Raw genomic sequence first — 16,778 nt, forward strand, 5'->3', positions numbered from 1 at the left:
GGCCCCTTTCCGAAGGGCCGCAGCTGTCCGTTCGCGCTTTGCTTGGGCTGTGAGACGGTTGTTTCATGAGGATCGATGAACGAATCGAACGGCAGTATGCAGAGCTGAGCCCCCAGGAGCAGAAGGCGGCGGACACCCTCCTGGACCACCTCGGGGACCTCGCCGTCTACAACGCCGCGGAACTCGCCAGGCTGAGCGGCGTCTCGAAAGCGACCATGAGCCGGCTGTTCCGCCGCCTCGGCTTCGAGGATTTCAACGAAGTCAAGGAACACACCCGGTCCATCCGTTCCAGCGGGATGCCGCTGGGTCCGCAGTCGTCCGACGGCGGCCCGGCCGCCCACTTCGGGCAGGAACAGGAAAACCTGCGCCGCCTCGCCGAATCGCTCGACGAGGACAAACTGTCGGAGGCCAGCGGCAAGCTCGCCGGCGCCGGAACCGTGCTGCTGCTCGGCTTCCGCAACAGCTTTCCAGTAGCGCTGCACTTCCGGCAGCAGCTCCTCCAGTGCCGCCCGGCGGTGGCCGTGGCGCCGCAGCCCGGGCAGAGCATCGGCGAAGAGCTCGCCGGCCTGGGCGCCGGGGACGCGGTGGTCCTGTTTGGCTTCCGACGGCGGCCTGCCGGGTTCCGCAAAGTCCTCCAGGCAGCGTCTGCCACCGGGGCAACCACGGTTCTGATCGGGGACCCGAGCGCACGCAGGCTGGCCGCGGACGCCACGCTGTGGCTCGAGTGCCCGGTGGACGGCGCGCATGCCTTTGACAGCTACGCCGCTGCTATGAGCCTGGTCAGCGTGCTCGCGAACGGCGTCCTCGTAGCCCTCGGACGGCCCGGGCGCGAGCGCGTCCGCGACGTTACGGGCTTGTTCGACACCCTGGGCGAAATCGAAGCGAAGTAGGTCGCCCCGAAGTAAACAGGATTTCTTGCACCAGAAACAGCTCTGAAACATTGGTTCCATCTAATTGAAAGTGTGAAACGGCCGGATCGGCGGCTGTCCCAATCTTTCAGAGGAAACCATGACAGACTCCGCGATGGCCGCACCCCGGGTTGAAGCGCCCGCCCGCACCGGCCAGCTCCCCGACTACGATCCCCAGCTCAGCAATGAGGACCTCGTCCCCCTGAAGAACCAGCGCTGGACCAGTTACAACCTGTTCGCCTTCTGGATGTCCGACGTCCACAGCATCGGCGGCTATGTCACGGCCGGCAGCCTCTTCGCCCTGGGCCTGGCCAGCTGGCAGGTCCTCGTGGCACTGCTGGCGGGCATCGTGATCGTCAACATCTTCTGCAACCTCGTCGCCAAGCCCAGCCAGCTGACCGGTGTCCCGTACCCGGTCATCAACCGGGCCGTCTTCGGCGTCAAGGGCGCCAACATCCCGGCCATCATCCGCGGGCTGATCGCGGTTGCCTGGTACGGCGTCCAGACCTTCCTCGCCTCCGAGGCCCTGGTGATCGTCTTCCTCAAGTTCTTCCCCGGCATGGCACCGCTGTACGACGTCGAACAGAACGGCTTCCTGGGGCTCTCCACCCTGGGCTGGATCTGCTACGGCATCCTCTGGGTGGCCCAGGCCGCGCTGTTCTGGAACGGCATGGAAAGCATCCGAAAGTTCATCGACTTCGCCGGTCCCGCCGTCTACGTGGTGATGCTGGTCCTGGCCATTTACCTGGTCTCCAAGGCCGGCATCGGCAACATCAGCCTGAATCTTTCGAGCGGTCCGCCCCTGGACTTCGCCGCCTCCATCCCCGTGATGATCTCCGCCATCGCCCTGGTGGTTTCCTACTTCTCCGGTCCGATGCTCAACTTCGGCGATTTCGCGCGCTACGGCAAGAGCTACAAGGCCGTGAAGAAGGGCAACTTCCTGGGCCTGCCGGTGAACTTCCTGTTCTTCTCGCTCCTGACCGTCATCACGGCTTCGGCCACCATCCCGGTGTTCGGCCGCCTCATCACGGACCCGGTCAAGACAGTCCAGGAAATCGACACCGTATTCGCCGTCCTGCTGGGCGGACTAACCTTCGTCATCGCCACCGTGGGCATCAACATCGTAGCCAACTTCATTTCGCCCGCGTTCGACTTCTCCAACGTCAGCCCGCAGAAGATCAGCTGGCGGGCAGGCGGCATGATTGCCGCCGTCGGCTCCGTCATCCTGACCCCGTGGAACTGGTACTCCAACAACGACGCCATCCACTACACCCTGGGTGTCCTGGGCGCCTTGATCGGCCCGCTGTTCGGCATCCTGATCGCCGGATACTACGTGGTGAGCCGGCAGAAAGTCTGGGTGGACGACATGTACACACTGAAGACCACCGGCCGGTACTGGTTCCGCAACGGCTACAACCCGAACGCGGTCAAGGCGGTGGCCATCAGCGGCGCCATCTCCATCGCGTCCGTGGTGATCCCCAAGATCCTGCTCGACACCGGCGCCACCTCGGTGAACGCCACCTGGATCGGCAACTACAGCTGGTTCCTCGGATGCGCTCTCGGCTTCGTCGTCTTCCGGGCGCTGGAGCGCAAGTCCCCGATGATCTCGCTCGAACCCGCCGGGGAGGACAGCGGAGCGGTCAGCGACGGCACACTGGTTTAGCACCCGCCGCCGTCGAAACCCTGACCCTCCAGTTGTTAAGCGCGAACGGACACTTGCGGCCGCCTTCCATCAGGAAGACGGGCCGCAAGTGCCCGTTCGCGCTCGGAGTAGGGAGCTTAAGTGCCCGTTCGCACTCGGAGTAGGGGCTTAAGTGCCCGTTCGCGCTCGGAGGTACGGCGGGACGTACGACGGCGGGAGGTCAGTTTTGGTTGAGCTCGTCCGAGATTGCCTGGGCTGCTTCGCGCAGGAGCGGGACGGCGCGTTCGGCGAAGGACTGGTCCACGCGGGACACCGGCCCGGACACCGAAATGGCCGTGGGCGTCGGCGCATTCGGGACCGCCATCGCAAAGCAGCGGACGCCGATCTCCTGCTCCTCCTCATCGATGGAGTAGCCGCGTTCACGGATCAGCTTCAGGTCAAGGAGCAGGGAATCGATGTCACCGATGCTCTTGGGAGTGGGCGTGGGCATGCCGCTCCGCTGGACGATCCCGCGCACGGTCTCGTCGTCGAGCTGGGCCAGGATCGCCTTGCCCACGCCGGTGGCGTGGGTGTGGGCGCGACGGCCCACCTCGGTGAACATGCGCATGGAGTGCAGGGACGGGACCTGGGCCACGTAAATGACCATGTCCGAGTCCAGCACCGCCATGTTGGAGGTCTCCCCCAGCCGGTCCACGAGGGACTTGAGCTGCGGCCGGGCGAGTGCACCAAGCTGCTTGTTGGCGCCTTCGCCGAGCCGGATGAGCCGCGGGCCGAGGGCATAGCGGCGGTTGGGCAGCTGGCGGATGTAGCCCAGCGTGACCAGCGTGCGCAGCAGGCGGTGGATCGTGGGAAGCGGCAGGTCTGTGGAGGACGAGAGCTCGCTGAGCGTGACGTCTCCGCCGGCATCAGTGATCAGTTCCAAAAGTTCGAAGACGCGCTCAACGGACTGCACGCCTCCCGGGGCTTTCTCAGCCATAACCGTGGTCTCCTGCGGTATCGGTTCCGACAACTCTTATCCACATCGTGAAAAAAATTGCTTAGAAGACCCAAGATACAGCACGCGCACGCCTCCGTCGATGCACTTTCAGGGCTTGTGTTTCCACAAAGTAGATAATAATATCCATAATACGAAAACATCTGATTGAGCAGTACGCCCGGAGGCATTCAGCGTCCGGGCCCGACGAGGAGGAACATTCAATGGCGAACCCGAGCCCCGGAAATTCGATCACCCTGCGCGTTGAGGCGCCGTCCAGCTTCACCGCGACCAGCGAACTGGCCGCCGCCGTCGGAGCTGCCGGCGCAGCCATCACCGCCCTGGACGTCACCGAGTCCCACCACGAGACCCTGGTTGTGGACGTCACCTGCAACACCACCGACGACGAACACGCCGCCCGCGTCAAGGACGCCCTGAACGCGCTCGACGGCGTTACGGTCCAGCATGTCTCCGACCGCACGTTCCTGATGCACCTCGGCGGCAAGCTCGAGGTGGTCCCGAAGGTCGCCCTCCGCAACCGCGACGACCTGTCCCGCGCCTACACCCCCGGCGTCGCCCGCGTCTGCCTGGCCATCGCGGAGGACCCCTCAGCGGCACGCAACCTGACCGTTAAGCGCAACACCATCGCCGTCCTGACCGACGGTTCAGCCGTCCTTGGCCTGGGCAACATTGGCCCGGCCGCGGCCCTGCCCGTGATGGAAGGCAAGGCCGCCCTGTTCAAGCAGTTCGCCAACGTTGACGCATGGCCGGTCTGCCTGGACACCCAGGACACCGAGGAAATCATTATGATCGCCAAGGCCATGGCCCCCGTCTACGGCGGCATCAACCTTGAGGACATTGCTGCCCCCCGCTGCTTCGAGATCGAAAACCGCCTCCGCGAGGAACTGGACATCCCGGTCTTCCACGACGACCAGCACGGCACGGCAATCGTCACCCTGGCGGCGCTAGTCAACGCGCTGCGCGTAGTGGGCAAGAAGCTCGCCGACGTCAGGATCGTGGTGTCCGGAGTCGGCGCCGCGGGCTCGGCCATCATCCAGCTCCTCAAGGCTCAGGGCGCGCAGCACATCATCGCCGCCGGCCGCTCAGGCGCCATCCACTCCGGCGCGGAATACAGCGACGAACACCGCAGCTGGATCGCGGCCAACACCAACGAGGAAGGCTTCTCCGGCACCCTGCACGAGGCACTCGTCGGAGCGGACGTCTTCATCGGCGTCAGCGCCCCGCACGTGATCGGCGAGGAGCAGGTGGCCGCCATGGCCAAGGATGCGATCGTATTCGCCATGGCTAACCCCACCCCGGAAATCGACCCGGTGGTAGCGTCGAAGCATGCGGCAGTGGTGGCTACGGGGCGCAGCGACTTCCCCAACCAGATCAACAACGTCCTGGCATTCCCGGGGTTCTTCCGCGGGCTGCTCGATGCCGGCGCCTCGGACATCACGCCGGACATGCTCGTGGCCGCAGCCGAAGCCATCGCCAACCGCGTGGCTGACGACGAACTCAATGCCAGCTACATCATCCCCAGCGTTTTTGACCCGCACGTTGCCGCCGACGTTGCCGCGGCCGTAGCCAACGCAGCGCACGCAGCACGGGCGGCCAATGCAGCAAACGCAGCCACTGCAGCCCTAGAACCCGCCAACGCCTGATTCGCAGCCCAGAAAGGACCCGGACAATGGCTCTCTCAGTCACAGACCCGCAGCCGATTGCACGAGCAGAGGAAATCCTCACCCCGAAGGCCCTGGCCTTCGTCGAGGAGCTCCACAAGCGGTTTGCGGGCACCCGCGCCGAACTCCTCAAAGCCCGCGTGGCCAAGCGCGAGCAGGTGGCCCGGACCGGAAAGCTTGATTTCCTGCCCGAAACCAAGGATGTCCGCGAGGGTGACTGGAAGGTGGCTCCGGCGCCTGCCGCGCTGCAGGACCGCCGCGTGGAAATGACCGGCCCTGCCTCGCCGGCCAAGATGGCCATCAATGCCCTTAACTCCGGTGCCAAGGTGTGGCTGGCTGACCTCGAGGACGCCAGCACACCCACCTGGGCCAACGTCATCGACGCCATCCTGAACCTGCGCGACGCCGCCGCCGGAACCCTGAGCTACACCTCGCCCGAGGGCAAGGAATACCGGCTCCGCACCGATGCCCCGCTCGCCGTCGTGGTGGCCCGCCCCCGCGGCTGGCACATGGATGAGCGCCACCTCCTGCTCGACGGCGAACACACCGTGGGCGCGCTGGTGGACTTCGGCCTGCACTTCTTCCACACCGCCAAGCAGCTCCTCCTCAACGGCCAGGGCCCGTACTACTACCTGCCCAAGATGGAGAGCCACCTGGAGGCGCGCCTCTGGAACGAGGTGTTCGTCTTCGCGCAGGACTTCCTGGGCATCCCGCAGGGCACCATCAAGGCCACCGTGCTGATCGAGACCATCCCTGCAGCGTTCGAGATGGACGAGATCCTGTACGAACTCCGTGACCACGCAGCAGGGCTGAACGCCGGCCGCTGGGACTACCTGTTCAGCATCATCAAGTACTTCCGCGACGCCGGGGCGGAGTTTGTGCTGCCGGACCGCGCCACCGTGGCCATGACGGCACCGTTCATGCGCGCCTACACCGAGCTGCTGGTCAAGACGTGCCACCACCGCGGCGCGTTTGCCATGGGCGGCATGGCGGCCGTCATCCCCAACCGCCGCGAACCCGAGGTCACCGCCCAGGCGTTCGAGAAGGTGCGTGCGGACAAGACGCGCGAGGCCAACGATGGCTTCGACGGCTCATGGGTGGCCCACCCGGACCTGGTCCCGGTGTGCCAGGAAGTGTTCGATTCCGTCCTGGGCGAGCGGCCCAACCAGCTGGACAAGCAGCGCCCGGAGGTCAGCGTCACCGCGGACCAGCTCCTGGACATCGCCTCGGCCGACGGCAAGGTCACGGAGGCCGGGCTTCGCCTGAACCTCTACGTCGCGGTCGCGTACACGGCCGTGTGGATCTCGGGCAACGGCGCGGTGGCCATCCACAACCTGATGGAAGACGCCGCCACGGCCGAGATCTCCCGTTCGCAGGTCTGGCAGCAGATCCGCAACAGCGTGGTCCTGGCCGATACCGGCAACACGGTCACGCGGGAACTGGTCAGCACCATCCTGGCCGAGGAGACCGAAAAGCTCCGCGGCGAAGTGGGCGAGGAGTCCTTCGCCAGGTACTACAAGCCGGCCAGCGAACTGATCGGGGACATCTGCCTGTCCGAGGAGTACACCGATTTCCTCACCACCCCGGCCTACGAACTGGTGGGCTGAGGCATGGCGGTTCCCTCCGGCTCCCTCAGCGCGGACGATCTGGCGCAGATCGACGCACAGCTGGCCCCCACCGACCGGCTGCTGGAGCGCAACTACCCGGGCGACGACGGCACACGCCAGCCCGTGCATACCGTGTATGTACCGGCGGACCGTTTCACGCCGTCGTTCGCTGCTGAGTGGGGCGCCGAGGCGCTGGCGGCGGCGGAAGCCCACGGCGGCCTAGCGCGTCTGGGCCACTTGCTGGGCCAGGACACCGAACTCGCCGAGGCCGTGGCGTCACGCGTCCAGGCCAAGCTGGAAAGCGAACCGATTGAAGACCTGCGCTTGGACTTCGAAGACGGTTTCGGTGACAGGGGCGACGACGCCGAGGACGCTGCCGCTGTTGCGTCGGCTTCCGCCGTGGCCGCCGCAGTCGCGGCCGGCTCAGCGCCCCCGTTCATCGGCATCCGCTTCAAGTGCTTCGAAGCGGCTACCCGTGCCCGCGGCCTCCGGACCCTGGACCTGTTCGTTTCCGGGCTGGCAGCGGCGGGCGAGCTGCCGCAGGGCCTGATCCTCACCCTTCCCAAAGTCACCACCGTGGCGCAGGTGAAGGCCATGGAATTCGCCGTCTCCCGGCTGGAGGAAGCGCACTCACTGCCCGCCGGCCGGCTGCGGTTCGAGGTGCAGGTGGAAACGCCGCAGCTCATCCTCGGCGCGGAAGGAACGTCGCCGGTGGCGCAGTTGCCGCACGCGGTCCCGGGACGGATCAGCGGCCTGCACTACGGCACCTACGACTACTCCGCCTCGTTGCAGATCTCGGCGGAATACCAGTCCATGGAGCACCCGGTGGCGGACTTCGCCAAGGAAGTCATGCAGCTGGCGGTGGCCGGAACGGGCATCCGCCTGTCGGACGGCTCCACCAACATCATCCCCGTGGGCGACAACGTGGAAAACGCGTGGCAGCTGCACGGCCGGCTGGTGCGGCGTTCCCTGGAGCGCGGCTACTACCAGGGCTGGGACCTGCACCCGGCCCAGCTGCCGAGCCGGTTCGCGGCCACCTACGCGTTCTACCGCCAGGGCCTGCCCGCCGCGGCGGCCCGGCTGCGCAACTACGTGGACCGCACCGAGGGCGGGGTCATGGACGAACCCGCCACCGCCCGCGCCCTGGCCGCGTTCGTGCTGCGCGGCGTCCAGTGCGGAGCCGTCGGCGCCGAAGACGTCCAGGCGCTTGCCGGCGTCGGAATCCCCCAGTTGACCGGCCTTGCGCACCCGCGGCTGGCCCACTCCACTTCGAAGTAAGGATCCTATGATGGGAAAGTATTACTACCCCCAGGGCGGCCTGCCGCCGCAGACCCACCTCACCACGGAACGGGCCATCGTCACGGAGGCGTACACGGTCATCCCCAAGGGCGTCATGACCGACATTGTGACCAGCACCCTGCCGGGTTTCTCCAACACCCGCTCCTGGATTCTGGCCCGCCCGATTGCCGGGTTTGCCACCACGTTCTCGCAGCTCATCGTGGAGATCGGCCCCGGCGGCGGCGCTCCCAAAGCCGAGTTTGAGCCCGGCGTCGAAGGCGTTGTCTTCGTCACCAAGGGAAAGGTCAACCTGACCCTCGACGGCGAACTGCACCAGCTTGAGGAAGGCGGCTATGCCTACCTGGCCGCCGGCTCCACCTGGGGCCTGGAGAACGTCTCGGATGACATTGTCTCCTTCCAATGGATCCGCAAGGCCTATGAGCGGCTTGAGGGTTACGAGGCAAAGTCCTTCGTCACCAGTGACGCCGAGGTGGAACCCACCGCCATGCCGGATACCGACGGCGCCTGGAAGACCACCCGCTTCACGGATTCCAGCGACCTGGCCCACGACATGCAGGTGAACATTGTGACGTTCCAGCCGGGCGGGGTCATCCCGTTCCCGGAGACCCACGTCATGGAGCACGGCCTGTACGTCCTCGAGGGCAAGGCCATGTACCTGCTCAACAACGACTGGGTTGAGGTGGAGGCCGGCGACTTCATGTGGCTGCGCGCCTTCTGCCCGCAGGCCTGCTACGCCGGCGGCCCGGGCGAGTTCCGCTACCTGCTGTACAAGGACATGAACCGCCAGATCCGCCTGACCTAGGCCTGGCCTTCCCACCCCAACTGACTGGCAGTTAACGTCGCCAAAACGCGATTTCGCAACGTTAACTGCGAGTCAGTTGGGGGTTAACGGGACTTTAATCGGGTTCCGACGGCGGCATCCGTTAGCTATTGACGCATCGGAATGCCCTGAGGAACATGAGTTCCGTGGCACGGATTCGCGCACTGCCGTTCCGGACCGCGGCCGCGGCAACCGTCGCAGTGCTGGTCGCCGCACTGGGCGGCTGCACTGCGGCCCCGGAACCGCCGGAGCAGCCATCGTCCCTGGCACGACTGGCGGCAGCGCTGGAAGAGTTTGGCAACGAAATGCTCGACGACGGCGCCCCCGCCGTCCTGATGCAGGCCAAAGTTCGGGGTGCGGAATGGTCCCGGGCCTCCGGCGTCAGGAGCCTGCAGGACGGGGAACCGCTGGAGATTGACGATCCCGTGCCTATCGGAAGGGTGACCGAGTCCTTCGTGGCCGTGTCCGTACTCAAACTCGCGGTTGAAGGCAGGCTCAGCCTTGACGATCCTGTCAGCCAGCATTTGCCGGACTTCGAGAGCATCATGCACCCGCCCGGGCCGGTCACGATCCGGCGGCTGCTGCAGCACGAGTCCGGGATGCCGGACTACCCCATCCCGCTCCTTCAGCAGGGCAGCCTGGGCGAGGTGCTGGCCACCGGCCGCAGCCACCGGGAACTCCTCGCCCTGGCCGCGACCCAGAAGTGGGAGCCGAAGCTGGCGCAGGGTTATGAGTACTCGGGTTCGAACTACGTCGCGCTGGGCATGATCGTGGAACGGCTTCGAGGATTGCCGATCAGCGACGTCCTGCGGTCCGACCTGACAGAGCCGCTAGGCCTCACAACCACGCGGATGACCGAACGCGGCCCCGCCCCTCCCTCGCTGGTCCACGGCTACGTCACCGCTTCCGGCGAGCGCCTGGACGTCAGCTACCCCGCAGTCCGCGCAGGCGACCCTGCCGCGGGCCTGGTGTCCACCGTCGGCGACCTGAACACGTTTTACGCCGCGTTGCTCGAGGGCCGCCTGATTCCACGGGCCTTGGTCACGGATATGCAGACCCCGCCTTACGCCCGGTACGGGATGGGGATCCAGCGCTGGAACGATACCTGCACCAACAACTTCTACTACGGCCGTGCCGCGGACACGGCCGGCTACGGAACGATTTCGATGTCCAGCGCTGACGGAACCCGGCAGGCATCGGTCTCCCTTGCTTCCCCGCCGCAGCCCTTCAGCCTAAAGGGCAACGGCCTGGCGGATGACCTCGTCGACGTCGTGGAGGAAGCCCTCAACTCAAGCTGTTAGGACTCGCGCTGGTGGGACCGGAGCCTCTAGTACCGGCATAGCGCGCCGCCGAAGCTAAGCACACTGAGTAAATCTCTTGCATGCGGCCGCCGCGGACCATAGCGTTGAAGAATCCGAGCATCGAGGAAAGGCAACGAAATGACGCTGTATCAACCAGAGCCGGTGGAGATTTCAACGCGCATGCGTCCCGGCGAGTGGACGGAATCCAGCCTTGAAGAACTGGTCACGTCGTACCGCGCCAAGCTGATGGAAATGGGGGCAGGGCCCACCGATGTCATCACCGAAGTTGAACGGGACGACGACGGTTCGGTCAGTATCGCAGTCTCCTGGAACAAGGGCGCCATCGCCGACGCCTGACCCCGCCCCGCACCAAGAGCAGGACTAGGAGCTTCTGGCGAGCCTGCCAATAGCGCTGTCGCGCAGGTTCGCCAGGAGCTCCCGTGGATTCCCGTATGTTTCCACGGCGCCGGCCTCCAGCAGCTCGGCGGCGGAGGTTCCGCCGCAAGTGAGTCCGATGGTGGGAATGCCAAGCCGGCCGGCGGCGTAGACGTCCCAGACGGCATCGCCCACGTAAACCACGTCCCCCGCCTGCAGGCCCACCGCATCCAGCGCCGCTTGCAGGATGTCCGGAGCGGGCTTCCCCGCCTTGGCATCGTTGGCACTGGTCGCGGCGTGAAGATAGGAATCCGCCCGCAGCGCTGACCGCAGCGCGTCAAGGTCCTGCTTCCGGGCGGAAGACGCCAGAGCAACCGCAAAGCCGCTTTCATAGCACTGGGCCAGAAGGTCCCGGGCCCCGTCCAGCGGACGGAGGGCGGGCCAGAAGGTGGCGAAAACCGCTCCGTGGGAGGACATGATCGCTTTGTCTCCCGACTTGTCGCGATCTGCCGGCAGCAGGTGCTCCAGCAGCTCCGCACCGCCCATCCCCACGGCACGATGGATGGACGCCATCGGGACGTCCAGCCCAGCCCCGCGGAAGGCCTGCCACCATGCGAGGGTGTGCAGGTAGCAGGAATCGACCAGGGTCCCGTCGACATCGAAGAGAACGCCGCGCTTCCGGCCTCCCGGCCCGTTAGGTGACACAGCAGTCAGGTGACATAGCAGTTAGGTGACACACGCGTTGAGGGACATGGCTCGCCGTGTTTCAGTAGTGCGTGCGGGCACGCTTGAGACCCGTGGCTCCGGTTGGCCGCCCGGACCCCAGGACGCCTATGTTCTTCGGTGTCTTGACATGCTGCCGCACGGGTGGCTGCTTCAGCGGCTCGGAGTCCTGGCTTTCGCTGAGGTCCCGGATCAGCCCGGTGCCTGCGATTTCCCTGGCCTTGGCCACACCGGCCGCTGCGGCACGCTTGGTGGGGAAGGTCACTGAGATCGCCATCAGCGTTCCGTTTCCGTCGATGAGCTTAACGCGGTATCCGCCGTCGGGCGCATCAACCAGTTCGAAATATCCAGCCATTGCAGTTCCTCCGCTTCAACCCCAACCTGAGGTATTAGTAAGTATACTTACCTATGCGGGTAAGGGAAGTCCCGGTGGCTTGTTGAAGCCTTGACTTGTTCAGGCACTGGCTGGTTCAGGCACTGACCACCGAAAGCACATTGCCGGCCGGGTCCTTGAACCACGCAATCGCCATGCCGCCCTCCTTCATGATCCCCTTGGCATCAGTAGGCATTGCAGGGTCATCGTAGATTTTGGTTTGGACACCCAGACTGTTCAACTCGTCCACGGCCTGTTCAACGTCCCCCGCGACAAGGTTCAGCACGGTGAATGTCGCCGCCTCGTGGTTATCCTTCGGATAGATCATGACCCGGGAACCCGACGGGAGCTGCACCTGGAGGGTTCCCATCGCGCTTTCGGAAACTTCCAGTCCCAGCGTCTCGCCGTAGAACTGCCGGGCCTTCTCCAGATCATCAACGCTGAAGCTGGAAAAGGCGTCTTTTGGCTTGAACATGGCACTCCTTGCACCTGGAATCCGTTAGATACGGCCCAGAGTGCCACAAGCCGGGCCCCTTGGCGAGGGGTTCCGGCGTGCTCTTCAGGAGGCAGCGGTTCGGCGAAGAACCTGGCGCTGGCGGCCCAGCCCCTCGACTTCCAGTTCCAGCACATCGCCGTCCTGGAGGTAGGGGAAGCGCCCCGAAAGAGCCACACCCTCGGGCGTGCCCGTCAGGATGACATCGCCCGGCTCCAGCACCATGAACTGGCTCAGGTGGTGCACCACCGCCGAAACGTCAAAGATGAGGTCCGCCGTGGACGAGTCCTGGCGCAGTTCACCGTTCACCCAGGTCCGCAGCCGCAGGGCCGACGGATCCAGGTCAGCGGCCGGAACAAACCAGGGGCCGAGCGGCGTGGAGGCGGGGAGCGATTTTCCCTTCACCCACTGTCCGGCGGCGCCGGGAAGCTGGTACTCCCGCTCCGACAGGTCGTTGGCCAGCACATAACCGGCGACGCAGTCCGCGGCCTCGTCCGCGGATGCCAGGTAGGATGCCCGGCGTCCGATCACAACAGCCAGCTCGACTTCCCAGTCGTACTTGCGGGACAGCGGCGGGATGGGGGCGTCGTCGAACGGCCCCGCTACGGTGTTGCTGGGCTTCAGGAACACCACCGGAACCTCCGGGACGGCTGCCCCGGACTCCGCGGCATGCCCGGCGTAGTTCAGGCCGATCCCCACAACGGCCCCCGGGCGGGCCAGCGGCGCGCCGACGCGAAGTGTGCCGGCGTCGGGGATTGCGGACAGGCTCCCGGCTGCAAGGGCATCGCGGACCCGGGCAACACCGGCGGCTTCAAGGAACGCTCCGTCAATGTCGGCGGCAATGCCATCGAGGGAAAACCACTTTCCGTTGGCCCCGGGGCCGTCCGGCTGAACGGCCGGCTGTTCCCTGCCCGGATCTCCGAGACGCGCAAATTTCACCGGTCCACACTCCTTTGTGCCTGCTCCAATAGGTTCCGTGACCATGGAACCACGCAGCAGGCACCGGCCCCCAGCTGAACCAAATGTGACCGGCCCGGGGCGGAGGTTAGTGCCCGCGCATGGGGGCGTCACTGCGCTGGACGCTGTCCTCATGCAGCTCCATGGCACTCATGACAAGCGCGAAGTGACTGAATGCCTGCGGCGTGTTCCCCAGCTGGCGGCCCGACTCCACGCCCCACTCCTCGCTGAGGAGACCCACATCGTTGCGCAGTGCCAGGAGCCGTTCGAACAGCTCCTTGGCTTCGCGGCGCCGGCCCACGCCGATGAGTGCTTCCACCAGCCAGAAGGAGCAGGCAAGGAAGACGCCTTCGTCGCCCGGCAGCCCGTCGTCCGCCTCTTCCGGGCGGTACCGGAGCACGAAACCGTCGTGGGTGAGTTCGCGCTGCACGGCCTCAATGGTGCCCAGCACTCTGGGGTCATCCGGCGGCAGGAAGCCGACGCGCGGAATCAGCAGTAGGCTCGCGTCCAGCTCCGGGCGCCCGTAGGACTGGACAAAGGTATTGCGCTCCGCGTCGAAGCCGTTCGCCATGACGTCGGCGTGGATCGTGTCGCGCAGGGCCTCCCAGCGGTCCGCCGGCCCCACCAGGCCGAAGTCCCGCACGCCCTTGACCATCCGGTCCGCCGCAACCCAGGCCATCACCTTGGAGTGTGTGAAGTGGCGCTGCGGTCCGCGCATCTCCCACAAGCCGTTGTCCGGGCGCTGCCAGGCACCTTCGAGGTGTTCCATGAGGGCAACCTGGACGTCCCAGGCTTCGTCGCTGTGTTTCAGCAGGGAGTGCCGGGTCAGGGCCAGGCAGTCCAGCACCTCACCCCACACGTCCAGCTGGAGCTGGCCGGCGGCACCGTTGCCGATCCGGACGGGTGCTGAATTTTCATACCCCGCCAGCCACGGCAGCTCCATCTCCGGCAGCCGCCGCTCCCCGTGGATGCCGTACATGATCTGCAGGTCAGCCGGGTCCCCGGCCACCGCCCGCAGCAGCCAGTCCCGCCAGGACGCAGCTTCCTCGGTGTAGCCGGCGGCCAGCAGAGCCTGCAGCGTCAGCGTGGCATCCCGCAGCCAGCAGTACCGGTAATCCCAGTTGCGGGGGCCGCCCAGCTGTTCGGGCAGTGACGTGGTCACCGCCGCCACGATGCCTCCGGTCGGAGCGTAGGTCAGCGCCTTCAGGGTGATCAGCGAGCGCTGGATGGCATCCCGGTACGGTCCGGTGATTTTGCATTTGGCGGACCATTCGCGCCAGAACAACTCCGTTGAGTCCAGGTATGCCTCCGGGTCGATGGACCGGGGCCGGGGCAGGTGGCTCGGGGTCCAGGTCAGCACGAAAGGAATCCGCTCGCCTGCGCGGACCGTGAAGTCGCTGACAGTGTGCATGCGTTCGCCCCGCAGCGGGGCGTCGGTGACCAGATAGGCCGCATCCGGGCCGGCGATGGCGTGGATGCCGTGGTTGTCGTGCCGGACCCACGGCACGATGTGGCCGTAGTCGAACCGTAGCGCCAGCTCGCCTCGCATCCGCACGGAACCGCGGACGCCGACAACGATCCGCACAATGTCCGCCACGCTGTCGCGCGGCGGCATGAAGTCGATGACCTTCACCTTGCCGCCGGGAGTTTCCCACTCCGTTTCCAGGATGAGGGTTCCCTTGCGGTAGTGGCGGCGCGTGCACTCCCCGCCGTCGGCAGGCGCCAACAGCCACCGCCCGGCCTTCGGCGTGTCCAGCAGCGCGTTGAAGCAGGCCGGCGAATCAAACCTCGGCAGGCACAGCCAGTCGATGGAGCCCTCGGTGCTGATCAGGGCAGCCGTATGCAGATCGCCCACCACGGCGTAGTCCTCTATGCGTGCCATGGACCTTACAGTGCCACAACCGGTCCGGGCCGACTACTATCCAAGGCATGCTGCAACGGAACTTCGGAAACTCTTCCCTGACCGTGTCCGCGCTTGGATTCGGCGCCGGGCATATCGGTTATGACGACGTTAGTGAGCGGGCAGCCCACGGCCTCCTTGACCGGGCAGCGGATCTGGGCGTCACGTTCATCGACACTGCACGGGGCTACGGCCTCTCCGAGGAACGGATCGGCTCCTGGCTGCCCGGCCGGCGCGAGTCTGTGGTGCTGTCCACGAAGGTGGGCTACGACGTCGACGGCGCTGAGGACTGGAGCGCTGCAGCGGTGACCGGCGGCGTCGACGAGGCCCTGCGGAAACTGGGAACGGACGTGATCGACGTCGTATTCCTGCATTCCTGTCCGCTCGCTGTCCTGCAGCAGGGCGATGCCGTGGAGGCGCTGCTGCGCTGCGTGGAGGCCGGAAAGGTCCGGGTGCCGGGCTACAGCGGAGAGAACGACGCCCTCGCCTGGGCCGGAAACGCCGGCCTCTTCGGCGCCCTGCAGTCCTCCGTGAACCTCGCAGACCAGCGCTCGCGGAGTGACGTCCTGCCTGCCGCCGGCCGGCAGGGACTGGGGGTGGTGGCCAAGCGGCCGCTCGCCAACGCGCCCTGGCGCCATGCCGAGCGCCCCGTGGGCGTGTACGGCGAGACGTATTGGGAAAGGCTCCGCCGGATGGACGTCGAGCCGGAAACGGATGACTGGCAGGGCACAGCGCTGCGGTTTTCGGCCTTCAGCCCGGGCGTGAGCACGGCGATCGTGGGGACCTCCCAGGTGCGCAACCTTGAGGCCGCGGCCGCCGCCGTCGGACGTGGACCGCTGCCTGACTTTGAGCGCCGGCGTTGGGAAGACGCGTTCGCCCCGCATGCGCCGGACTGGGCCGGCGAGGTCTGAGCCCGGCGCGGACTGACTGACACCCAACGAAATCATGGGGATCCACATCGGCACATCCGGCTGGAGCTATGACCACTGGGAGAACGTGCTCTACCCGCCGGGCCTTCCGGCCCGCGACCGGCTGGCCCACTATGTGGCGCGGTTCAGCACGGTGGAACTGAACGCAAGCTTCTACCGCTGGCCGCGGGAATCATCCTTCGCCAGCTGGCGCCGGCGCCTTCCGGAGGGTTTCATGATGTCCGTCAAGGCCCCGCGCGGCCTCACCCATGCCAAGAAGCTCTACGGTCCCGACGCCTGGGTGGAGCGGATCATCAAGTGCTGGCATGAGCTCGGTGACAAGCGGGCGGTGCTGCTGGTCCAGCTCCCGCCGGGCCTTGGCCGCGACGACGCCCGTCTTGACTACTTCCTGGCGGCCCTGCCGTGGTGGGTGCGCGTGGCAGTGGAGTTCCGCCACCCCAGCTGGGACCATCCCGAGGTGTATGCACTGCTGGAGCGCCACGGGGCCGCCTATTGCATCATGAGCGGCGCCAACCTGCCCTGCATCCTGCGGGCCACGGCGCCGTTCGTGTACGTCCGCCTGCACGGGCCGGACCACGAGTACCTCTACGGCGGCTCGTATTCGGAGGATGACCTCCGATGGTGGGCCGACCGCATCCGGGAGTGGAAAGGCCAGGGCAGGGACGTGTTTGTCTATTTCAATAACGACGGCGGCGGCAACGCCGTGCGGAATGCCGACACCTTGCGGTGGCTGCTCGGGGAAGGCTGACTTCTTATTTGCGGTGCAGCTTGTTACGGTGCGGCGCCTTAGTACCAG

At 66.2% G+C, this 16,778-nt stretch carries 16 protein-coding genes; 10 read left to right on the plus strand and 6 right to left on the minus strand.

Annotated features, from left to right (window positions below; genetic code table 11):
• Positions 1-65 precede the first annotated feature (65 nt).
• Together AC07YR_RS13890 and AC07YR_RS13895 are read left to right on the plus strand one after the other, a co-directional pair.
• Complete coding sequence (locus tag AC07YR_RS13890) at positions 66-890, plus strand: MurR/RpiR family transcriptional regulator (protein WP_436058596.1); 825 nt, start codon at positions 66-68, stop codon at positions 888-890.
• 118 nt (positions 891-1,008) lie between these two features.
• Positions 1,009-2,571: an NCS1 family nucleobase:cation symporter-1 gene (locus AC07YR_RS13895; RefSeq protein WP_436058597.1), complete on the plus strand. Its 1,563-nt coding sequence runs from the start codon at positions 1,009-1,011 to the stop codon at positions 2,569-2,571.
• Between the two features lie 199 nt (positions 2,572-2,770).
• Here AC07YR_RS13895 and AC07YR_RS13900 read toward each other — a convergent pair whose 3' ends face one another.
• The gene (locus AC07YR_RS13900; RefSeq protein ID WP_011693256.1) at positions 2,771-3,526 is read right to left on the minus strand and encodes an IclR family transcriptional regulator; all 756 of its coding nucleotides are present in this window, start codon (positions 3,524-3,526) and stop codon (positions 2,771-2,773) included.
• Between the two features lie 221 nt (positions 3,527-3,747).
• Between AC07YR_RS13900 and AC07YR_RS13905 the strand changes: the two genes are divergently transcribed.
• The 6 genes from AC07YR_RS13905 (at position 3,748) to AC07YR_RS13930 (ending at position 10,589) form a co-directional block, all read left to right on the plus strand.
• The gene (locus AC07YR_RS13905; protein ID WP_436058598.1) at positions 3,748-5,187 is read left to right on the plus strand and encodes an NAD-dependent malic enzyme; all 1,440 of its coding nucleotides are present in this window, start codon (positions 3,748-3,750) and stop codon (positions 5,185-5,187) included.
• Between the two features lie 26 nt (positions 5,188-5,213).
• A complete protein-coding gene (gene aceB / locus AC07YR_RS13910) occupies positions 5,214-6,812 on the plus strand; it encodes a malate synthase A (protein ID WP_436058599.1) in 1,599 nt (532 codons plus the stop codon).
• A gap of 3 nt (positions 6,813-6,815) precedes the next feature.
• A complete protein-coding gene (locus AC07YR_RS13915) occupies positions 6,816-8,090 on the plus strand; it encodes a DUF6986 family protein (protein WP_436058600.1) in 1,275 nt (424 codons plus the stop codon).
• Between the two features lie 10 nt (positions 8,091-8,100).
• On the plus strand, positions 8,101-8,913 hold the full coding sequence (locus AC07YR_RS13920; protein ID WP_043431026.1) for a bifunctional allantoicase/(S)-ureidoglycine aminohydrolase: 813 nt from the start codon (positions 8,101-8,103) through the stop codon (positions 8,911-8,913).
• Between the two features lie 155 nt (positions 8,914-9,068).
• Positions 9,069-10,232: a serine hydrolase domain-containing protein gene (locus AC07YR_RS13925; protein ID WP_494734327.1), complete on the plus strand. Its 1,164-nt coding sequence runs from the start codon at positions 9,069-9,071 to the stop codon at positions 10,230-10,232.
• A 138-nt stretch (positions 10,233-10,370) separates the two neighbouring features.
• A complete protein-coding gene (locus AC07YR_RS13930; protein ID WP_055807248.1) occupies positions 10,371-10,589 on the plus strand; it encodes a hypothetical protein in 219 nt (72 codons plus the stop codon).
• A gap of 24 nt (positions 10,590-10,613) precedes the next feature.
• Here AC07YR_RS13930 and AC07YR_RS13935 read toward each other — a convergent pair whose 3' ends face one another.
• The 5 genes from AC07YR_RS13935 to AC07YR_RS13955 all read right to left on the minus strand — a co-directional run bounded on the left by AC07YR_RS13935 (position 10,614) and on the right by AC07YR_RS13955 (position 15,035).
• The gene (locus AC07YR_RS13935; protein WP_494734328.1) at positions 10,614-11,312 is read right to left on the minus strand and encodes an HAD family hydrolase; all 699 of its coding nucleotides are present in this window, start codon (positions 11,310-11,312) and stop codon (positions 10,614-10,616) included.
• Positions 11,313-11,373: 61 nt separating this feature from the next.
• Positions 11,374-11,685 (minus strand): DUF1508 domain-containing protein, encoded by a 312-nt coding sequence (locus AC07YR_RS13940; RefSeq protein ID WP_055807253.1) that lies wholly within the window; start codon positions 11,683-11,685, stop codon positions 11,374-11,376.
• 115 nt (positions 11,686-11,800) lie between these two features.
• Positions 11,801-12,178, minus strand: coding sequence for a VOC family protein (locus AC07YR_RS13945; RefSeq protein ID WP_494734329.1), 378 nt, complete (start codon positions 12,176-12,178; stop codon positions 11,801-11,803).
• Between the two features lie 84 nt (positions 12,179-12,262).
• Positions 12,263-13,135: a fumarylacetoacetate hydrolase family protein gene (locus AC07YR_RS13950; RefSeq protein ID WP_494734330.1), complete on the minus strand. Its 873-nt coding sequence runs from the start codon at positions 13,133-13,135 to the stop codon at positions 12,263-12,265.
• 106 nt (positions 13,136-13,241) lie between these two features.
• The gene (locus AC07YR_RS13955; RefSeq protein ID WP_494734331.1) at positions 13,242-15,035 is read right to left on the minus strand and encodes a glycoside hydrolase family 15 protein; all 1,794 of its coding nucleotides are present in this window, start codon (positions 15,033-15,035) and stop codon (positions 13,242-13,244) included.
• 47 nt (positions 15,036-15,082) lie between these two features.
• Between AC07YR_RS13955 and AC07YR_RS13960 the strand changes: the two genes are divergently transcribed.
• Positions 15,083-15,964, plus strand: coding sequence for an aldo/keto reductase (locus AC07YR_RS13960; RefSeq protein WP_494734332.1), 882 nt, complete (start codon positions 15,083-15,085; stop codon positions 15,962-15,964).
• Positions 15,965-15,998: 34 nt separating this feature from the next.
• Positions 15,999-16,730, plus strand: a complete 732-nt coding sequence (locus AC07YR_RS13965; RefSeq protein WP_436058607.1) for a DUF72 domain-containing protein — start codon at positions 15,999-16,001, stop codon at positions 16,728-16,730.
• Positions 16,731-16,778 lie beyond the last annotated feature (48 nt).

The organism is Arthrobacter sp. GW460-12-1-14-TSB2 (assembly GCF_059423525.1).

Bases quoted from the DNA above. Each gene is read 5' to 3' on its own strand.
- AC07YR_RS13930 (WP_055807248.1), top strand. From the start codon at position 10,371: ATGACGCTGTATCAACCAGAGCCGGTGGAGATTTCAACGCGCATGCGT.
- AC07YR_RS13900 (WP_011693256.1), bottom strand. From the start codon at position 3,526: ATGGCTGAGAAAGCCCCGGGAGGCGTGCAGTCCGTTGAGCGCGTCTTC.
- aceB (WP_436058599.1), top strand. From the start codon at position 5,214: ATGGCTCTCTCAGTCACAGACCCGCAGCCGATTGCACGAGCAGAGGAA.
- AC07YR_RS13960 (WP_494734332.1), top strand. From the start codon at position 15,083: ATGCTGCAACGGAACTTCGGAAACTCTTCCCTGACCGTGTCCGCGCTT.
- AC07YR_RS13940 (WP_055807253.1), bottom strand. From the start codon at position 11,685: ATGGCTGGATATTTCGAACTGGTTGATGCGCCCGACGGCGGATACCGC.
- AC07YR_RS13895 (WP_436058597.1), top strand. From the start codon at position 1,009: ATGACAGACTCCGCGATGGCCGCACCCCGGGTTGAAGCGCCCGCCCGC.
- AC07YR_RS13890 (WP_436058596.1), top strand. From the start codon at position 66: ATGAGGATCGATGAACGAATCGAACGGCAGTATGCAGAGCTGAGCCCC.
- AC07YR_RS13945 (WP_494734329.1), bottom strand. From the start codon at position 12,178: ATGTTCAAGCCAAAAGACGCCTTTTCCAGCTTCAGCGTTGATGATCTG.
- AC07YR_RS13925 (WP_494734327.1), top strand. From the start codon at position 9,069: ATGAGTTCCGTGGCACGGATTCGCGCACTGCCGTTCCGGACCGCGGCC.
- AC07YR_RS13955 (WP_494734331.1), bottom strand. From the start codon at position 15,035: ATGGCACGCATAGAGGACTACGCCGTGGTGGGCGATCTGCATACGGCT.
- AC07YR_RS13905 (WP_436058598.1), top strand. From the start codon at position 3,748: ATGGCGAACCCGAGCCCCGGAAATTCGATCACCCTGCGCGTTGAGGCG.
- AC07YR_RS13965 (WP_436058607.1), top strand. From the start codon at position 15,999: ATGGGGATCCACATCGGCACATCCGGCTGGAGCTATGACCACTGGGAG.
- AC07YR_RS13920 (WP_043431026.1), top strand. From the start codon at position 8,101: ATGGGAAAGTATTACTACCCCCAGGGCGGCCTGCCGCCGCAGACCCAC.
- AC07YR_RS13915 (WP_436058600.1), top strand. From the start codon at position 6,816: ATGGCGGTTCCCTCCGGCTCCCTCAGCGCGGACGATCTGGCGCAGATC.